This window comes from Micromonospora sp. DT231 (assembly GCF_049847025.1).
Lineage (GTDB): Bacteria > Actinomycetota > Actinomycetes > Mycobacteriales > Micromonosporaceae > Micromonospora.
In genome coordinates this window covers 73,111-91,137 of sequence record NZ_JBNCNO010000017.1, presented here as the reverse complement: position 1 = coordinate 91,137, position 18,027 = coordinate 73,111, and the positions used below count along the sequence as shown (strand labels likewise).

Sequence of the window (18,027 nt, the reverse complement as noted above, 5' to 3'; positions counted from 1 at the left end):
AGGGGCCCCCGCGTCGTTCAGCCGCGGTTGCGGGGGTGCTGTTTCGCGGTGCGCTCGTTGCCGTGGCGGTAGTTGCCGGTCCAGCGGGCCATCACCAACTGCGGGTCTTCGTCGACCTCGGCCAGGAACTCCGCGGCCCGGGCGCCACGCAGCGTGCCGGCGACCCGTCCGTGGTGGGTGATCACGACGGTGCCGTCCGCCCGTCGCACGTGCCGGAATCCCGCTGCCGCTCCCATGGGGTGAGGTTGTCAGACCGACCGAGGCGGAGGCGACCCGATTTCCGTCGCGCGGGCACCGACGTGCTGCCGGCGTACCGGCTCGCCGTGCGAGGGCTCGCGACGAGCGCGTGGGGTGGGCGCCGACCTGGCCGCGCCGGCCGGTCAGGTGCCGCAGGTGGTGGCGGGCAGGCCGGGCACGGCCACCGGGGATCGGCCCCCCGGCTTGGCCTTGCCGGCCAGTACGGCGGCCAGCGCGGTCATGGACGCCCGGCTGGAGGAGTACGTGGCCAGCAACGTCGGAGACTTCGCCTCACCCAGCACGTACGGGGTGTCCATGGCGACCGTGACCGCCGCGTCGGGGCGCAGGTCCTTGGCGCCGTCGCCGTAGCCCACCAGGTGCACGATCGTGCCACCGCTGGCCTTGACCTGCACCCCGGCGGCCTTCAGCGCGGCGGTGAGCGTGGCCCGGGTGCCGTCCCGGCCACCGGAGGAGGTGACGGTGACCGGCCCGGGCACCGCGCCGCCGCAGGTGCCGCGCAGCACGGTGACGGCGGCGGCGGCCAGCGCGTCGGCCGCGGCGCGGTGGGCCGGGGTGTTGAGCGTGGACATCTGCGCGGCCGGGGTCTCCGCGAGCCGGAACTTCATGGTCAGCACCCGGGTGACCGCCTCGACCAGCCGGGTCCGGGGCAGCGACCCGCCGCGCAGCGCGGCGAGCAGCCCGTCGTACGCCTGACCGACATTCGGGGTCATCAGGATGAGGTCGTTGCCGGCGTTCAGCGCCCGGACCGCCGCCTCGCCGGGTGGCCAGCGCTTGGCGGGCGGCATGTTCATCCCGTCGGTGATCACCACGCCCTTGAAGCCGAGCTGACCGCGCAGCACGTCGGTGAGCAGCTTGTGGGAGAAGGTCGCCGGGGTCCCGGGGTCGATCGCGCGCGCGTCCAGGTGCCCGGACATCACCGCCATCGCCCCGGCATCGATGCCGGCGGTGAACGGTGGCCAGGCGCCGCTCTGCAACGTCGCGGCCGACTGGGTGAGCACCGGCAGGTCCTGGTGCGAGTCGTCGGCGCTGTGGCCGTGCCCGGGGAAGTGCTTCAGGGTGGCCGCGACACCCTCCGCCTGGAGGCCACGGACGGCGCCGCCCACCTGCGCCGCGGCCTGCTTCGGGTCGGCGCCGTACGAACGGGAGCCGATCACGGTGCTGCGGGTGGCCAGCACGTCGGCCACCGGGGCGAAGTCGATGTTGATTCCCATCGCCGCCAGCTCGGCGCCGGCGGCCCGCCAGGCAGCCTCGGTCAGCTTCGGGTCACCGGCCGCGCCGGCCGCGAGGGCGCTGGGCAGCACGGTGACGCCGTCGGTCACCCGGGTGACGACGCCGTACTCCTGATCGGTGCCGACGAGCAGTGGCGCGGGGCCGGCGGCGAGCCGACCGGCGGCGGCACGCAGCCCGCTGGTGAGGTCGTGCACCTGCTTCGGGTTGTCGACGTTCGTGGTCTCCTGGTTGCCCTTGGTCGGGTCGTCGGCACTGAACCCGACGAGGATCAGGCCGCCCAACCGGTACTTGGCGATCATGTCGGCGGGGGTGTCGACCCCGGCGAGTGCCTGGTTGCCGGCAGCCGAGCCGGCGGAGACCTTCGTGGCCGAGTCGCCGTAGGCGTACGGCATCAGCACCTGGCCGACAAGATCTTCGTCGGACAGGGTGGCGACGAGCGCCGCGGCACGGGCGGCAGGGTCGCTGGCCGGCGTCGGGGCGGGGCCGCTCGGGGCGGTGGACGCGCCGAGCGGGCTGGTCGTCGGCGTGGGCCGTGCGGGGCCACCCGAGCAGCCGGAGGCGAGCAGGGCGGTCAGGGCGGCGACTGCGACAGTGGCGCGCCACGGGCGATTCGACACGCCGCTCATCCCACCAGCTTCCCCCTTATCGGGGCAACTTGACCTTACCGGTCGCGGGCACCTCGACGGCCACCGCCAGCGCAGCGGCGACCGGGTCAGCCGACGCGGGTGAGCAAGGTCACCGGGGCGCCGTCACCCGCGTACCGGTAGGGCTCCAGGTCGGCGTCCCACGCGGTGCCGAGGGCCTTGTCCAGGGCGTGTGCCAGCGCCTCCGGTGCCCGGGAGGCGGCCATCAGGGCTCGTAGCCGGTCCTCGCCGAGCTGGATGTCGCCGGCCACGCCGACCGTGGCCCGGAACATGCCCCGGGCCGGCACGTACATGAACCGCTCGCCGTCGGCGCCGGGACTCGGCTCCTCGGTGACCTCGAAACGGATCATGGGCCACTGCCGTAGGGCAACAGCCAGCTCGGCGCCCGTCCCCGGACGGCCGGTCCACCCGCACTCGGCCCGGCGTGCGCCGGGGTCGACGGGCTGAGCCGTCCACTGCAGGTTGACCGGCGCGGCTAGGACGCGCGCGATCGCCCACTCGACGTGCGAGCACACGGCGAGTGGGGTCGAGTGGACGTATACGACGCCACGCGTTGGCACGGTGACCTCCCGGGAGAGCGAGGTGCGTCTTCCCCTACGACCTCGTCCAACCAGGTGGCTGCTGCAACACATGATGACTCGTGTGGCCAGTGGCGCGCCAGGGAATCGGAAAAAACGCCTGTCGGAATAGCCGGACGGGTGGCTGCCGTTACCTCTCAGGACACCGCGGCGACCAGCATGATGTCGTGGTCCTGTACAGTTCCACCGGCGGCTTATGCCGCGTTACACCTTCGCGGGCCGAGCGCAGTGTGGCCCGCACACAGCCCCCGGACGTCCAGTCCTCCCGTACGTCTTGCAAGGAGTACCTCCGTGGCGAGCAACACCTCTAAGACCGCGCGCGCGTCCGTCCGGGCCGGCCAGGCTGGCCAGGGTGGCGCCCTCAGCGTGCTGGGCGAGTTCAAGTACCTCATCCCGCTCAACGGCGGCAAGCACGCCTACGTGCGGAACCTGACCAACGGCAAGACCGCGCACCTGCGCACGGACTCCGACGCCTTCGTCGAGGAGATCCGCGTGCTGGCCGCGGCCGGTCACGCCGCCAAGATCCGGGCCGAGATCAACAACCTGGCCGCCTCCCACCCGGGTGACGGCTGGGAGGCCACCGAGAAGCGCCTGGTCGCCGCCGGCGTCTTCGAGGGCTGAGCCCTCCCCCACCGCATCATCGAAGCCGCCCGTCGGGAGTTCCCGGCGGGCGGTTTCGCGCGTCCGGCGCGAGATCCACTCAGCTTCCTGGAAGACGGGGTATCCCCGCAGGCCGGACACCCCGACATCACAAACCCGAGTCGGTCCAGCGGCGTCGGGGCGGGTTCAGCCCGGATCGAGGAGGGTGACCTCGCCGGTGGCCAGGTCGTAGAGGCCACCGACCACGGCCACCCGGTCGGCGGCGACCGGCCCGGCCAGTAGGTCGTCCTCGCGCAGCGTGCGCACCGTCCGCCGGACGTGCCGGCGGATCGCGAGCGGCAGCACCGCCGGGTCGTCGATCCCCACCCCGGTCACCGCCGGGGCGATCTCGTCCACCAGGTACGCCAGCGAGCCGCCGGGGTGCTCCCCGGCGCGGACCGCGTCCACGGTGGCGCCGACGGCACCACACCGCTCGTGCCCGAGGACCATCACCAGCGGCACGCCGAGCTGGCCCACCACGTACTCGATCGACCCGCACACCGCCCGATCGAGGACGTGCCCACCGGTACGGATCACACAGATCGCGCCGAAGGTCTGGTCGAAGATCGCCTCCAGCGGCACCCGCGAGTCGATACAGCCGAGCACCACGGCGTACGGCTGCTGGTCGCCCGAGGCGGCGGCCGCGGCGGCCGTGACGTCGTGCCCGTGGATCGGCTGCCCGCTGACGAACCGCCGGTTACCGGCGAGCAGGTCGGCCAGCGCGGCGCGAGGAGTGCCGCCGGCCTGCCGCCGCTGCCCCGACATGTCGCCCATGGGCGCTTCCGACGACCCCATGCCGTCCAGCTTGGCCCGCCGCCGGGCCCCACGGGCGGGGTCGGGGAATGTCAGCCGCGACGCGATTGGCGTGCTGTCCTGGCGGGTAGCCGGGTATCAGAGGGACTGGTGGGGTGCCGGGCGGCCTGGGGAGGTGGCGATGCCGGAGCGGTTCGAGGTCGGTCTGCCCGACGGCGTACGACTCAACGTCGAGGCGACGGGGCCGACGGACGCCCAGGTCACCGCCGTCCTGTTGCACGGCTGGACGTTGGACGGGCGCGCCTGGCACCGGCAGGTCGACGCGCTCACCGCGGCGTCGGTCGGCGGGTCGGTGCGGGTGGTCACCTACGACGCGCGGGGGCACGGTCGGTCCAGCTGCATGGCGTTGCCCACGGCCACCCTTGCCCAACTCGGCGACGACCTGGCGGCGGTGCTCGACACGGTGGCGCCGGTCGGGCCGGTGGTCCTGGTCGGGCACTCGATGGGCGGCATGACGATCATGGAGTACGCCCACCGCCACCCGGCGCACTTCGCGGCCCGTACGGCAGGTCTGGTCTTCGTGTCGACCACCGCCGAGGGGCACACCCACACCGTGTACGGGCTCTCGCCGCGGATCGCCCGACTGATCCGGCTGGCCGAGACGACGGGTGCCGGAGTGCTGGCCCGGTGCGGCTCGTGGCGAGCGCCCCGGGCGCTGCTGAACGCGCTGCGACCGAGCATCCGGTGGATGCTGTTCGGCGACCGCTGCGAGTCGGCCGACATCCGGCTGGTGACGTCGGCGGTGGCTCGGGCCTCGCTGCGGTCGATCGGCGGGTTCCGTGCCTCCATCGGCACCCAGCACCGACTGGACACCCTCACCGCGTTGGCGCACCTGCCGGCCGCCGCCCTGGTCGGCGACCGGGACCGGCTGACCCCGCCGCCGTGTGCCGAGTCGATCGCCGCGGCCCTGCCGGCCACCGAGCTGACCGTCTGCCCGGGGGCCGGACACATGTTGATGATGGAGCGCCCGGACGAGGTGAACGCGGCGCTCACCGGAGTCCTGCGTCGGGTGTTCGCCGAACCGACGCCCCGGATTTCCGGCCCGGCCGCCGCCGGGACGGGTGTCTGAGCGCGTTCCCGCACCTCGGGCGCGGCGGGCCCGGCGCGGGGCCGTACCCTTCTGCGGTTGGCTTGCGCGGTTCCCGCCGCCCGCCGGCGACCTTCGAAGGAGCGTGCGTTGACCGACCAGACCGGCCTGGAGCAGGAGATTGCCGCCGAGCAACGACACCTCGACCGGGTGTACGCCCGACTGGCCGAACTGCGGCGCTCGGCGGTCCGCGCCGAGCGTGACGGCTACCGGATCGCCCGGGTGGGCACACACGGCTCGTTGGTCGAGCGCGACGCGATGGTCTTCCACGCGGCGCAGCGGCGGCACGTCCTGGACGCCGAGTACGAGGGGTTGGTCTTCGGCCGGCTGGACCTGCGGGACCGGCAGGTGCTGCACGTGGGGCGACTCGGGATCCGCGACGAGGACGCCAGCACGCTCGTCGTGGACTGGCGGGCACCGGCCGCCGCCGCCTTCTACCAGGCCACGCCGGCGCAGCCGCTGGACGTGGTGCGTCGCCGCACGATCCAGTCTCGTGCCGAGCGGGTCACCCGGATCGAGGACGACCTGCTGGACCCGACGGCCGCCCCGGAGGGGATGACTGTCGTCGGCGACGGCGCCCTGCTGGCCACCCTGTCCAAGGCGACCGGCCGGGGCATGCGGGACATCGTGGCGACCATCCAACGGGAGCAGGACGAGGCGATCCGTTCGCCCGGTTCCGGGGTGACGATCGTCGCGGGCGGCCCGGGCACCGGCAAGACGGCGGTCGCCCTGCACCGGGCGGCGTTCCTGCTCTACTCCGACCGCAGCCGGTACGCCGGTGGCGGCATCCTGGTGGTCGGCCCGTCGGGGGTCTTCGTCGAGTACATCGCCTCGGTGCTGCCCTCGCTCGGTGAGGACACCGCCACCCTGCACTCGCTCGGCACCCTCTTTCCGGGGATGACCGCCACCCGCACCGACCCGCCCGAGGTGGCGGCCGTGAAGGGCTCGCTGCGGATGCGCCGGGTGCTGGAACGCGCGGTCCGCGACGCGGCGCCGGGCGGCCCGGATGAGCTGCGGCTGCTCTACCGGGGCACGCTGCTGCGGCTGGACCGGGCCGACCTGGACCGGATCCGGGACCGCGCGCTGCACCGCGGCGCCCGCCGCAACGAGGTGCGCCGGGCCGGCTTCGACGGCGTGTTCGCCGCACTCTGGGCGCAGGCCCGCGAGGTCGGCATCCGCCTGCCGGAGCAGCGGACCTTCGAGGCGGAGATCGCCGAGCGGTCGGAGTTTCGCGAGTTCCTCAAGGCGTGGTGGCCCCGGCTGCACCCGCGGCACGTGCTCGGTTGGCTGGCCCGGCCGGACCGGCTGCGGCGGTACGCCGGCGGGATCCTCTCCGGCGCGGAGATCCGGCTGCTCAGCGCCGCGTACCGGAGCCTGGACACGGACGGGTTGACGATCGCCGACATCGCGCTGCTGGACGAGTTGGACGCCCTGCTCGGCAAGCCGGCGCAGCCGGCCAAGGCCCGTCGCGACCCGTTCCAACTCGCTGGCGGCGTCCGCGAGCTGAGCACCGCCAGCGACCGGCAGCGGGCGGCTCGGGCGGCGGCCCGGGAGCGGCCGGAGGACTACCGGGAGTACGCGCACGTGGTGGTCGACGAGGCACAGGACGTCTCGCCGATGCAGTGGCGGATGGTCGGACGGCGAGGCCGCCTGGCCTCCTGGACGGTGGTGGGTGACCCCGCGCAGACCGCGTGGACGGGTGATCCGGAGGAGCTGAACCAGGCCCGGGACCAGGCGCTGGGCCGGCGTAAGCGACACGACTTCACCCTCACCACCAACTACCGCAACTCGTCGGAGATCTTCGCGGTGGCGGCGGCGGAGATCCGCCGGCTCTACCCCGACCTGCCGCTGCCGACCGCCGTACGCTCCACCGGGGTCGATCCGGTCGAGCTGGTGGTGCCCGCGACCGGGTTGGAGACCGCCGTCGTGAAGGCGGCCGCCGGACTCCTGGCCGAGGTGGAGGGCACGGTCGGCGTGATCACGCCGGTCCCCCGCCGCGACGAGGTCGCCGGCTGGCTCGACGCGCTCGGCGCGCCGCGCCTCCAGGTGGTGACCAGCCTGGAGGCCAAGGGCATGGAGTACGACGGTGTCGTGCTTGTCGCCCCGAGCGAGATCCGGGCGGATCCGGGTGCCGGGGTACGCACTCTCTACGTGGCGCTCTCCCGGGCCACGCAACGACTCACCACGATCGATCCGACCGGCTGATCCGGGGCATCGCCCGCGGACCAGCGGCCTACGCCACACTTGCATACATAGCGATGTGAGCATACATTTGACCCGGCCCCAACCGGCGGCGGAAGGTGGATCTCGTGGGCGCAGGTCATGACCACCACCATGGGTCGGTCGCCAATGCCGCACACCAGCACAGGGGCCGGCTCTGGGCGGCGTTCGGGCTGCTCGCCACCCTGATGGTGGTCGAGGCGGTGGCCGCCCTGCGCACCGGCTCACTCGCCCTGCTCTCCGACGCCGGGCACATGTTCACCGACGTGCTCGGCATCGGGATGGCGCTCGCCGCGATCACCGCGACCCGGCGGGCCACCACCGACCCGCAGCGCACCTTCGGGCTCTACCGACTCGAGGTGCTCGCCGCGCTCGCCAACGCCGTCCTGCTCTCCGGCGTCGCGATCTACGTGGTGATCGAGGCGATCCGCCGCTTCGGCGACCCGCACCAGGTCATCGCCGGCCCGATGCTCGCGGTGGCCGTGCTCGGCCTACTCGCGAACGTCGCCGCCTTCGCCCTGCTCCGCGCCGGAGCCCGGGAGAGCATCAACCTGCAGGGGGCCTACCTGGAGGTGCTCGGCGACCTGCTCGGCTCACTCGGCGTGATCGGCGCGGCGCTGCTCATCACTGTCACCGACTGGTGGTGGGCCGACCCACTCGTCGCGGTCGCCATCGGCGCGTTCATCCTGCCGCGCACCTGGCGGCTGGCCCGCGCCGCCGTCCGGATCCTTGTGCAGGCCGCCCCGGAACACCTCCAGGTGACCGCCGTGCACGACCGGTTGGCCGCGGTCCCCGGGGTGGTCGAGGTGCACGACCTGCACGTCTGGACGCTCACCTCGGGCATGGAGGTGGCCTCGGCGCACCTGACCATGGCACCCGGCGCCGAGGTCGGCACGGTGCTCACCGCGGCGCGTACCGCCCTGCACGACGACTTCCGGATCGAGCACGCGACGTTGCAGATCGAGCCCGGCGCCGCCCCCGGCGCCTGCGGCTCGATCGAGTGGTGACAGCATTCTCGTGACGACGCACGCACCGTCTGTCACATCGGCTGCAGCAGCCCCACCGGCACCGGTAGGCTCGGTCCCGGCCTCCACCAGGCGGCGCCCTCCAGGCGCCGGTGGCGGTCGCCGCCTAATCGCCCAACCGGGCGAACCGGGGAACCACGTTCCTGGGGTGCATCCGCGTCAGCGGTAGGGATCTTCCGTCCCGAACCCGTCAGCTAACCCGGTCGGCGGCTGACGGAAGGACATGCGCAGTGGCACCAGCACGACCACCCGCCGCCCGACTGGCGGCCCTGATCGTCGCGATGATCGCCCTCGGCGTCGCGCTCCCGGCCGGCACCGCCTCGGCCGCTCCCCCGACCGGCCTGCGGGCCGCCGCCGCACCCGACTCCGACGAGGAGGGCGGCACCCCCTCGCTACGCGCCCAACTCGAGGCCGCCAGCAAGGGCTACCTGGACGCGAAACGCGCTCTGGACACCTCCGTCAAACGGCAGCAGCAGCTCGCCACGCAGCTGAAGGAGATCGAGGTCGAGCTTGCCCAGCGCGACGGCAAGGTCGGCCAGATCGCCGGCGTGGCGTACCGCACCGGACGGCTCGGCGTGGTGTCGGCCCTGCTCAACAGCAGCAGCCCGGAGGGCTTCATGGACCGGGCCGCCGCGCTGGACGCGGTGGCCGCCAACGAGGACCGGGTGCTGCGCGACCTGCTCGCCACCAAGGACCAGGCCAGTCGCACCCGGGCCGCCCTGAACGGCGAGATCGTCGAACAACGCAAGCAGGTCACGGTGATGGCCAAGCGCAAGGACCAGGCCGAACGGGCCCTGACCGTGGCCAACACCCCCAAGCCGAAGACCACCGCCGACACCGGCTCCAACCGGGGCACCTCCAGCGCCAACGCGAAGGCGGCGCCGCGCAACTCCGACGGCTCGTGGCCATCCGAGTCGTGCAGCGTCAACGACCCCACGCCCGCCAGCGGCTGCATCACCCCGCGCACCCTGCACGCGCTCAACCAGGCCAAGGCCGCGGGCTTCACCAGGTACGTCTCCTGTCACCGCCCCAGCGGCTCCGGTGAACACCCCAAGGGCCGGGCCTGCGACTTCGCCGCGCAGGCGAGCGGCTTCGGCGGCAACGCCACCGGCGGCGACAAGACGTACGGCAACAACCTGGCCGCGTACTTCATCCGCAACGCCGACCAGCTCGCCGTGCTGTACGTGATCTGGTACCGGCAGATCTGGCTGCCCAGCAGCGGGTGGAAGTCGTACAGCGGCGCGGGTGGCACCCCCTCCACCGACCACACCAACCACGTGCACCTGTCGGTCTACTGACCCACCCGACGGGTGGCCCGGCCCGAGCCGGGGTTGATCCACGCGCGATCGCCGACTCCGGGGTATCCGGACCACGGGTTACCCCGGAGTCGGCGATGTCGTGTTGATCGTGGCGTCGGGTGACGTCGTCGCCCGGGTGGGCTGTCGCCGGGCGGGCTGTCGCCAGGCGGGCTGTCGCCAGGCGGGCTGTCGCCAGGCGGGCTACGTCGCCGGGCGGGCGGTTGCCGGGCGGCCTGCCGCAGGCGGGCTACGTTGCCGGGCGTACCGCTGATGTCGTCGGCGGTCGGACGACCCGGCGCGGCTCGGCGGGCAGCATCGCGGTATGCGTCGGATTTCTCCCACCGCCCGCAAGGGGCTCCTCACCCTGCACCTGGTCACCTCGCTCGGCTGGCTCGGCGCCGACCTGGTGCTCCTCACCCTCGGCATCGCCGTGCAGCGTGGCGCCGACCCGGCGGTGGTCTACCCGGTCACGGCGTTGGTCGGCACGGTGCTGTTCGCGCCGCTGAGCGTTGTGGTCTGGCTGATCGGGCTCGCCAGCGCGCTGCTCACCCCGTGGGGCCTGTGGCGCTACCGCTGGGTGCTGGCCAAGCTCGTGCTCACGACGGTGATGGTCGGGCTGGTGCTGTTCCTGCTCACGCCGAATCTGCGGCACGCCGGTGCGGTTGGCGCCGCCCTCCCCGCCCGGGACCGCGTCGACCTGGTGATCGCACCCGCGGTGTCGACGAGCCTGATGATCATCGCGACGGTGCTGTCCACGTACAAGCCGTGGGGCCGACGCCCCGTCGCCCAACCCGCCCGAGCGGGGCTCGGCCGCACCCCATGACCGCGCCGCCGCGACCGCCCCCCGGGCGACCGGGCCGCCGCGACCGGGCCGCCACCACGAGATCCTGGACAACACCGTTGCGTTAAGGCTGTGGTGCCCCCGACAGGTCAACCCGCTGCTGCCCAACGGCTTGTAAACCAAGACGTGTCGAGCAGGATAATCGCGTCGATCTTGCACTTCCTGTCGCCGCTTTCGACGTTAATGCACCAAATGTCGGGACAGAAAGTGCAAGATCGCGATGCAGTGCCCGTTGACGTGCAGTCATTCCGCCTGACGCAACGGCGTTGACAACCTGGATCGTGCGCGATCGTGGGGGAGGCGACGGGGCGGGGGCGCTCAGGCCGGGGGTGGGGCATCGCCGGTGCGGTCGAGCGCTGGGCCGAGGCGGGCGGCGAGGGCAAGGTGAGCGGCTCGCGCCTGGCGGAACGCGTACCGGAACAGCGGCGTCGGCGCGGTCAGGGTGATCTCGACGTCGATCCGGACCAGGCCGTCCGGCTCCGTGCGCAGTCGGGTGTGGTTGCGTACCGTGGTGGCGGGCCACTGGCGGGCCACCATGACGATTTCGTCGGGCTCGCTGATCAGCACGTCCGCGTGGTACGTGGTCCGGAAGCGCAGTGGGCCGGCAACCAGCCTGTCGTTGATCGTGTAGCTGGCCAGGGCGCCGGGTCGGGGCGGCAGTTGGCGGACCCGGACGATGAGCGGATGCAGCTCGCCCTGCCGGGTCAGGTCACTGAGCATCGCCGCGGCCTCGGCCTGCGAGCACCGGGCCTGGACGGTGTAGCTGAAGGTATCGCTGCTGAGCACACGTCTCCCACCGTCGCTTGTCGCACGATCGTCCCGTACCGATGTTCGGCTGGCAACGCCCGACGGCCGCCGATGCCAGGACGAACCGCCGCCGATGAGATCTCGCATCGCCAGTTGTCGCATTAGGGTCGGTTAGTGAGGAATCATCCGACCGGGTGGAAGGGCGGCATCATGAGCGGCGACGACGGATGAGCGGGCACGTGATGGTCTTCGCGCCCACCCCGCAGCTCACGGTCACCGTGGACCAGCCGAACGACCACCCCGAGCTGCATCTGCACCCCGGCGGGCAGGGGGTCTGGCAGGCCCGGATGGCGATGTCGCTGGGTGTGGACGTGGTGCTCTGCGCGGCTCTCGGCGGCGAGATCGGCCAGGTGCTGGAGCCGCTCCTGGTCAGCGAGGGCGTGGACCTCAAGGTGGTGGTCCGCGACTCCGGCAGCGGCGGGTACGTGCACGACCGCCGGGGCGGCTCGCGGCAGGAGATCGCCGACGTACCCGGGCAGCCGTTGAGCCGGCACGAGCTGGACGAGCTGTACAACCTGGCTCTCGGCGAGGGCCTCCGGGCCGCGGTGAGCGTCCTCAGTGGGCCGAACGAGCCCTGGCTGGTCCCGGCCGACCTGTACCGGCGCTTCGCCGCCGACCTCGCCGCCAACGGCGGCCGGGTGGTGGTCGACCTCTCCGGCGATCACCTCGGCGCGGTGCTGCAGAGCGGCGTGTTCTTCCTCAAGGTGAGCCACGAGGAGCTGATCCGCGACGGCCGCGCCCGCAGCGACGACAGCCTGGAGCTGACCCGGGCCATGTACGACCTGCACGCCGCCGGCGCCGAGACGGTGGTGGTGAGCCGGGCCGACCAGCCGGCGCTGGCGCTCATCGACGGGGAGCTGTTCGAGGTCGAGATGCCCCGGTTGGAGGCCGCCGACCCGCGTGGCGCGGGCGACTCGATGACGGCCGGGGTGGCCGCCGTCGTGGCCCGCGGCGGGGACATCCGGACCGCCATCCGCACCGGCGCGGCCGCCGGCGCGATGAACGTGACCCGGCACGGCCTGGGCACCGGACGACTGGACTCGATCACCGGCCTGGTCGACCGGGTCCGGCTGGTGCCGGCGGACAGCCGGCCACAGGAACGGACCACCCCGGACGAGTTGGCCGACCGGGTGGTCGAACGATGACGTTGCGGGTGCTGATCACCAACGACGACGGGATCGCCGCACCCGGCATCCAGGCACTGGCCTGGGCGGCGGCACAGCGGGGTATGGACGTGGTGGTCGCCGCGCCGCTGGAGGAGGCGAGCGGCACCAGCGCCGCGATGAGCGCCGTCGAGCGCGACGGGCGGGTCGTCGTGAACGACCACCCGCTGCCGGACCTGCCGGGAGTGCCGGCGTACGGGGTGGGGGGCTCCCCCGGCTTCATCACCCTGATCGCGTTGCACGGCGCGTTCGGCCCACCGCCGTCGGTGGTGCTCTCCGGCATCAACCGGGGTGCCAACGCGGGCCGGGCCGTGCTGCACTCCGGAACTGTGGGTGCCGCGTTCACCGCCGCCACGAACGGTTGCCGGGCGATGGCGGTCTCCCTCGACGTGCTCTCCGCCGGTGAGGCGACGGCAGCCAGCGGTGGTGCCGCCGTGGACGCCGCCGCCCGGGTACGCGACGCCGAGCGGCACTGGAGCACCGCCGCGCGGGTCGCCCTGGACCTGCTCCCCCGGTTGACCTCCGGGCCGATGGAGAGCGTGCTCAACGTGAACGCCCCGGACCTGCCGCACGGGCGGCTGCGCGGGGTGCGACACGGCACGCTTGCCAGTTTCGGTCAGGTGCAGATGACGGTGGCCGAGTCCGGCCACGGCTTTGTCCGTACGTCACTCGAGGAGCCGGGGCAGGCCGCGCAGCCCGGCACGGACGTGGCGTTGCTGGCCGCCGGGTACGCGTCGGTGACCGCCATCCGAGCAGTCACCGAGGCGACGGACATCGACCTGACCGGACTGGACGACCAGCCCTGACCGTGCTGCCTGGTGGCGCTCAGGCGCCGGGCAGCACCTCGGGGGTGGCAGCGCCGGCGAAGTAGGGCTCCGGGGCGCCGAACAGGCCGAGCAGGCCGGTCACCCAGAGCTGCCGGTGCACGAACCGGCTCGGCTCGGTGACCACCAGCTTGACGTCGCTGACCTCGGCCGTCTGGAAGCCGGCAACCATGGCGCTGATGCCCACGGAGTCGATGAAGGTGACAAGCCTCATGTTGAGCTCGATGCGGAGCGGCCGGCCCTTGGCCAGCACCTCCGCGATCGCCTCGCGCACCTCGTACGCTGTGTCGACGTCGATCTCGCCCCGCGGGGCGATCTCCACGACTCCACCGGACAAAACCGACTTCACGATCGACAGGCTCACGCGAGCACCTCCACCCGCCCGTCCCCCGGGCGCCTCATCAGTACGCGGGCCGCGACCGAGAGTATTCCTCTGACGGCCTCGGTCGCCACCCCTCGGGATGAGCAATTCACGGATCCGACCCCACAAAGGCACCCATATCCGTACTTTTGAGTATCTGATTGCTCAAGACTTTTTGTTATTTGACCTTCGACGACCGGTCCGGACCGAGCGCCGCGAACCAGGGTAGCGGCCCGGGTCCGACACGCCCGACAACCGACCCCGACCGACGGCCCGCCCCGCACCACCGGCGTGTCGCCTGCGGACACCCGCACGCGGTTCCCCCGCTGCCGGCGCCACGCGGACCCGCCCGAACCGCTGCCGACGCCACGCGGACACCCCGCGCGAACCGCTGCCGACGCCACGCGGACACCCGCCGGACCCGGTCCCCCGTTGCCGACGCCACCTAGCATCGGGCCGGGAGACCCCCCGTAACGGAGAGGACCTTCGATGATCAAGCGACTTGCCGGTCTGGCCGGCGTCGGCGTTCTGCTCGCTCTCGTACTGGCCTGCGGTTTCGGCGGTGGGGACGACGATGACGACGATGACGACGACTTCGCCCGCGGCGTCGCCGTGGTGGGGGTGCGCTGAGCTCCCGGCGGCGCGACGGGGCCGGCCGGGTTTGCGCTCGGGCGGCCCTGGGCACTGGCGGGGTAGGCGAACCGTGACGCGCTGAACAGACGCCGAAGTCCGAAGTGGCCGGCGGCTTCGGCACCCGAGGAGGTAACCACGATGTTCGGAACCAACGTGCTGGACCGCCGCAGCAAACCGGAGCGGATTGCGGACCATGCCTGGGAGCACCTGCTCTCCGCCGTCAACTCGGCCGGAGACAGCGTGCGGGACACCGCCCGCTCGGCCCGTCGCAACAGCGGCGACCTCGCCGACGGTGCGGGTGACCTGGTGGGCTCCGCCGCCGAGGAGGCGCGACGTCGCGCCTCGCTGGCTCTCGACGCGCTCGCGGGTCGGCAGCCGGCTCTGCCCTGGACCCTGCTGATCGGCGCCGCGCTTGTCGGCGCCGCCGTTGGCTGGGCCGTCGGCTCCGCCGCGCGGGCCGCCGGCAGCCGGGACGACCACGCCCTCGACGACGTGGAGTTCGTCGACGTGGACCGGCCCAACTCTCCGGCGGTCTGAACGACCGAACGACGCAGGGCCGCATTCGACCTCGATCGAGTGCGGCCCTGCGTCGTTCGCGTTTCACGTGTCGATCATGGAGTTGTGCTCGGAGACAAAACGCGCAAACACCTCTCTTCCCCCACCACGGCTCCATGACCGACGTTGTCGGGCCGGGGCGAGGGGCCGGGGGGCGGGGGCGGGGGTGGACCGGTCCGCCGGGTGCCGGACCCCTCAGGCAGCCCGACGGACCGGTGTTCGGGTGGTGATCCGGGCCGGATCACCAGGTCAGCGACTCAGGCAGGTGATGGTGGCCGGCGGCGCGTTGCTGCCGGTCCACGAGCCGAGGAAGCCGGCGGTGGTGGTGGCCCCGGCACCGAGCGCGCCGTTCCAGCCGCTGTCGCGAACCGAGACGACAGCCCCGGCCTGGGTGTGGGTCCCGCCCCAGAGTTGGGTGATCTGCTGCCCGTTGGGGAAGGTCCAGCCGAGCGTCCAACCGGCGATGGCCGCGCTGCCGGCATTGCGGACCACCAGCTCCGCCTGGAAGCCACCCGACCAGGAGCCGGTGACGCGATAGGTCGCCGTACACCCACTCGCCGGCGGCGGCGTCGTGGGAGGCGGTGTGGTCGGCGGGGGCGTCGTCGGAGGCGGCGTCGTCGGAGGCGGTGTGGTCGGTGGGGGCGTCGTCGGAGGCGGTGTGGTCGGAGGGGGCGTGGTCGGAGGGGGTCCATCGGTCCGATCGGCGACCAGGATGCCGCGCCCGTTGGAGCCGAGGTACACCCGGCCGTAGACACGGGGGTCACCGGTCAACGCCTCGGCCGGGTTGCCGTACTGGTGGCGGTCGTCGTTGATGCGTACCCATGTCGCGCCGGCGTCGTCGGAGCGGTGCACGCCGGGCTGACCGTTCACCGTGCCGTACAGGAAGACCGCGGGGTTGGTCCGCCCGGGCGCCGCCTTGCCGAAGCCGACGTTGCCGGAGGCGCTGACGCCGTCCAGCGTGGTGAAGCTGGCGCCGGAGTCGGTGGATCGCCACAGGCCGCCGGGCCCGGCCAGCCACAACTCGCCGGTACGGCCGGGCAGCGCCTTGAACCGGACGTCGGTGGCGGGCAGACCGGTCGCCGCCGTGGCGGTGAAACTCGCCCCACCATTGGTGCTGAGGTAGAACCGCCCGCCGCTGAAGCCGTAGAACCGGTTGGGATCGACCCGGTCGGACTCGATCGTCGCGTTGGCGGGGATGCCGGCCGAGGGCGCCCACGAGTTGCCGAAGCCCACCGAGTAGACCACCCGTTGACCGGCGTCACCGGGCGCCCAGACGAACCGGCTGCCGTCGGCCGCGGCGGCGACCGTGCCGCCGGTGTTGACCCCGGACGGTTCGGTGCCCTGGAACCAGGTGGCCCCACCGTCGGTGGAGAACGCGACATGGCTGTCGTTGGGTCGGTCGGAGTCGGTGAAGCTCCCGGCCCGCACCAGTGTGGCCGGCTTGCTCTCGGCATAGTCCAGGCTGGTGGTGGTCGTGAACACCGGCTGGGTGAACAGCATGGGCGGAATGGCGTCCAGGTCGGTGTGCCGGAAGCCACCGACGTCACCGAGCGCGCTGATCAGCGGTGCGCCGCTGGGCGGGCTGACCAGGTCGAGCACCGCCGTCTCCTCCAGCCCGCGGACCATCGGTCGGATGGTGAACTGGCCGCCGGTGTCCCACTTGGTGAGGTCGGTGGTGCCGTAGATGGTGGCACCGGTGCCGTACATCATCCGGTTGGAGTCGTGTGGATCGATCTCCACCGACTCGTTCATCCAGCCGAGCTTGGGCGAGGCCTCCGGGGGCGCCGGGTTGACGCCGAAGGTCAGCCAGGGCACCGAGCTGATGTCCATGGTGTAGCGGCGGGACCGCTCGGGATAGCTGGTGAAGTCCCAGATCCGGGTCCAGGTCGCCCCGCCGTCGGTGCTGCGGAAGAAGATCGCGTCCGGCCACCAGGAGACCTGGGTGGCCACCATCAGCGTGTTGGGGTGCTGCCGGTCGATGGTGAGGCCGCTGTAGCCGAAGTAGTCGTCGCCGCTGGTGGAGGGCACCGGGCTGATCCGGGTCCAGGCGCCGGTCGACCGGGTGAACTTCCAGACGTCGCCCTTGCCGCCGTCGTACGGGCCACCGGTGTCGCTGGTGGCGATGTAGAGGTGACCGCCGACCGGGTCGACGACACCCTTGTGCGCCAGGTAGCCGGTGGGTTGGCCGGGAATGCGCGACCAGCTCACGCCCCCGTCGGTGCTGCGGTAGACCGGATTCTCCTTGTCCGCCACGCCCACGTAGATCGTCTGCGTCGTGGAGCCGGCGGTGCCGGTGCTCTTGTCGAAGCTGACCCAGGTCAGGCCCTGGTTCTGCCCGTTGTAGCCGTTCGGGTCGCTGGGGTCGGCCCGGTAGTTGCCGACGTTCGGGAAGGCGGTGACCTTGGCCCAGGTCGCCCCGTGGTCGGTGCTGCGCCACAGCCCGTTGCCGCCCTCGGCGCCGTAGTAGACGATGCTGTTCCGGTTGGGGTCGACGGCCAGCCGCTCGCCCATGCCCCGGCCCGGCATGTTGCCGCCGTTCTTGAACGGCAACTCGGTGGTCTGCCAGGTGGCGCCCTTGTCGGTCGAGCGCAGGATCGCGCCGTTGTTCGGGTCCCAGCCGTTCGTGTACATGCCGACCGCCGCGTACACCCGGTTGGTCTGCACCGGGTCGGTGGCGATGCTGACCACGCCGTTGTAACCCCAGCGGTCGGCGCCCACCCAGTCGAGCAGCGGCGTCCACGACTGGCTGGCCTGTTCCCAGCGGTACGCCCCACCGATGTCGGTGCGCGCGTAGATCAGGTTTTTCTCGGTGGGGTTGAAGACGATGCCGGGCACGAAGCCGCCGCCGCCCACCGGGACGTTGCGCCAGGTGTACGCCTCCGCCGCGGTCGGGGCGGAGGCCGACCCGGCGGGGGTGAGCGGGACCACCACGACGGCTGTGGCGGCTGCCAGCACGGTCACGACCGTGCTGGCGAGACTTCTGGGCATCTGCGGTTCCTCTCGGGAGGCAACCCCGGGGGACGGGGTTGATCACCTGGGGACGCCGTGCCC

General features: G+C 72.5%; 17 protein-coding genes and 1 riboswitch. Of the genes, 10 read left to right on the top strand and 7 right to left on the bottom strand.

Going from position 1 to position 18,027, the window contains the following annotated elements:
- Window positions 1–17: 17 nt before the first annotated feature.
- From ACPXBU_RS31180 to ACPXBU_RS31170, 3 genes are all read right to left on the bottom strand, one after another.
- On the bottom strand, window positions 18–236 hold the full coding sequence (locus ACPXBU_RS31180) for a hypothetical protein (RefSeq protein WP_393364037.1): 219 nt from the start codon (window positions 234–236) through the stop codon (window positions 18–20).
- Window positions 237–380: 144 nt separating this feature from the next.
- The gene (locus tag ACPXBU_RS31175) at window positions 381–2,114 is read right to left on the bottom strand and encodes a glycoside hydrolase family 3 protein (protein WP_425760947.1); all 1,734 of its coding nucleotides are present in this window, start codon (window positions 2,112–2,114) and stop codon (window positions 381–383) included.
- Between the two features lie 86 nt (window positions 2,115–2,200).
- Window positions 2,201–2,692 carry a DUF3145 domain-containing protein gene (locus ACPXBU_RS31170; RefSeq protein WP_393364043.1) on the bottom strand — a complete coding sequence of 164 codons (492 nt, stop codon included), beginning with the start codon at window positions 2,690–2,692 and terminating at the stop codon, window positions 2,201–2,203.
- A 309-nt stretch (window positions 2,693–3,001) separates the two neighbouring features.
- Between ACPXBU_RS31170 and ACPXBU_RS31165 the strand changes: the two genes are divergently transcribed.
- The gene (locus tag ACPXBU_RS31165) at window positions 3,002–3,331 is read left to right on the top strand and encodes a hypothetical protein (protein WP_279519077.1); all 330 of its coding nucleotides are present in this window, start codon (window positions 3,002–3,004) and stop codon (window positions 3,329–3,331) included.
- Between the two features lie 165 nt (window positions 3,332–3,496).
- Here ACPXBU_RS31165 and ACPXBU_RS31160 read toward each other — a convergent pair whose 3' ends face one another.
- Entirely contained in the window at window positions 3,497–4,123 is a 627-nt protein-coding gene (locus ACPXBU_RS31160; RefSeq protein ID WP_425760946.1) for a carbonic anhydrase, read from the bottom strand.
- Between the two features lie 160 nt (window positions 4,124–4,283).
- On the opposite strand from ACPXBU_RS31160, the gene ACPXBU_RS31155 reads away from it, so the two are divergent.
- The 5 genes from ACPXBU_RS31155 to ACPXBU_RS31135 all read left to right on the top strand — a co-directional run bounded on the left by ACPXBU_RS31155 (window position 4,284) and on the right by ACPXBU_RS31135 (window position 10,615).
- Window positions 4,284–5,231 (top strand): alpha/beta fold hydrolase, encoded by a 948-nt coding sequence (locus tag ACPXBU_RS31155; RefSeq protein WP_425760945.1) that lies wholly within the window; start codon window positions 4,284–4,286, stop codon window positions 5,229–5,231.
- 108 nt (window positions 5,232–5,339) lie between these two features.
- Window positions 5,340–7,454, top strand: coding sequence for a HelD family protein (locus tag ACPXBU_RS31150; RefSeq protein WP_425760944.1), 2,115 nt, complete (start codon window positions 5,340–5,342; stop codon window positions 7,452–7,454).
- A gap of 104 nt (window positions 7,455–7,558) precedes the next feature.
- Window positions 7,559–8,476 (top strand): cation diffusion facilitator family transporter, encoded by a 918-nt coding sequence (locus tag ACPXBU_RS31145; RefSeq protein ID WP_393364054.1) that lies wholly within the window; start codon window positions 7,559–7,561, stop codon window positions 8,474–8,476.
- A 111-nt stretch (window positions 8,477–8,587) separates the two neighbouring features.
- A riboswitch (cyclic di-AMP (ydaO/yuaA leader) is annotated at window positions 8,588–8,719 on the top strand.
- A gap of 5 nt (window positions 8,720–8,724) precedes the next feature.
- Window positions 8,725–9,792: a coiled-coil domain-containing protein gene (locus ACPXBU_RS31140; protein ID WP_393364057.1), complete on the top strand. Its 1,068-nt coding sequence runs from the start codon at window positions 8,725–8,727 to the stop codon at window positions 9,790–9,792.
- Window positions 9,793–10,114: 322 nt separating this feature from the next.
- Entirely contained in the window at window positions 10,115–10,615 is a 501-nt protein-coding gene (locus ACPXBU_RS31135; RefSeq protein ID WP_425760943.1) for a hypothetical protein, read from the top strand.
- Window positions 10,616–10,951: 336 nt separating this feature from the next.
- Here ACPXBU_RS31135 and ACPXBU_RS31130 read toward each other — a convergent pair whose 3' ends face one another.
- Window positions 10,952–11,419 (bottom strand): SRPBCC family protein, encoded by a 468-nt coding sequence (locus tag ACPXBU_RS31130; RefSeq protein WP_393364063.1) that lies wholly within the window; start codon window positions 11,417–11,419, stop codon window positions 10,952–10,954.
- 188 nt (window positions 11,420–11,607) lie between these two features.
- On the opposite strand from ACPXBU_RS31130, the gene ACPXBU_RS31125 reads away from it, so the two are divergent.
- Together ACPXBU_RS31125 and surE are read left to right on the top strand one after the other, a co-directional pair.
- Window positions 11,608–12,585, top strand: a complete 978-nt coding sequence (locus ACPXBU_RS31125) for a PfkB family carbohydrate kinase (protein WP_393364066.1) — start codon at window positions 11,608–11,610, stop codon at window positions 12,583–12,585.
- Window positions 12,582–13,409 (top strand): 5'/3'-nucleotidase SurE, encoded by an 828-nt coding sequence (gene surE, locus ACPXBU_RS31120; protein ID WP_425760942.1) that lies wholly within the window; start codon window positions 12,582–12,584, stop codon window positions 13,407–13,409. Before ACPXBU_RS31125 ends, surE begins: the two co-directional genes overlap by 4 nt.
- A gap of 19 nt (window positions 13,410–13,428) precedes the next feature.
- Here the strand turns inward: surE and ACPXBU_RS31115 are convergent, their stop codons facing one another.
- Window positions 13,429–13,791 carry an STAS domain-containing protein gene (locus ACPXBU_RS31115; protein ID WP_030330302.1) on the bottom strand — a complete coding sequence of 121 codons (363 nt, stop codon included), beginning with the start codon at window positions 13,789–13,791 and terminating at the stop codon, window positions 13,429–13,431.
- Between the two features lie 486 nt (window positions 13,792–14,277).
- Between ACPXBU_RS31115 and ACPXBU_RS31110 the strand changes: the two genes are divergently transcribed.
- Window positions 14,278–14,418, top strand: coding sequence for a hypothetical protein (locus tag ACPXBU_RS31110; protein ID WP_393364072.1), 141 nt, complete (start codon window positions 14,278–14,280; stop codon window positions 14,416–14,418).
- A gap of 141 nt (window positions 14,419–14,559) precedes the next feature.
- Complete coding sequence (locus ACPXBU_RS31105) at window positions 14,560–14,958, top strand: hypothetical protein (RefSeq protein ID WP_393364075.1); 399 nt, start codon at window positions 14,560–14,562, stop codon at window positions 14,956–14,958.
- A 267-nt stretch (window positions 14,959–15,225) separates the two neighbouring features.
- Here the strand turns inward: ACPXBU_RS31105 and ACPXBU_RS31100 are convergent, their stop codons facing one another.
- Window positions 15,226–17,964, bottom strand: a complete 2,739-nt coding sequence (locus ACPXBU_RS31100; RefSeq protein ID WP_425760941.1) for a cellulose binding domain-containing protein — start codon at window positions 17,962–17,964, stop codon at window positions 15,226–15,228.
- Between the last annotated feature and the right edge of the window lie 63 nt (window positions 17,965–18,027).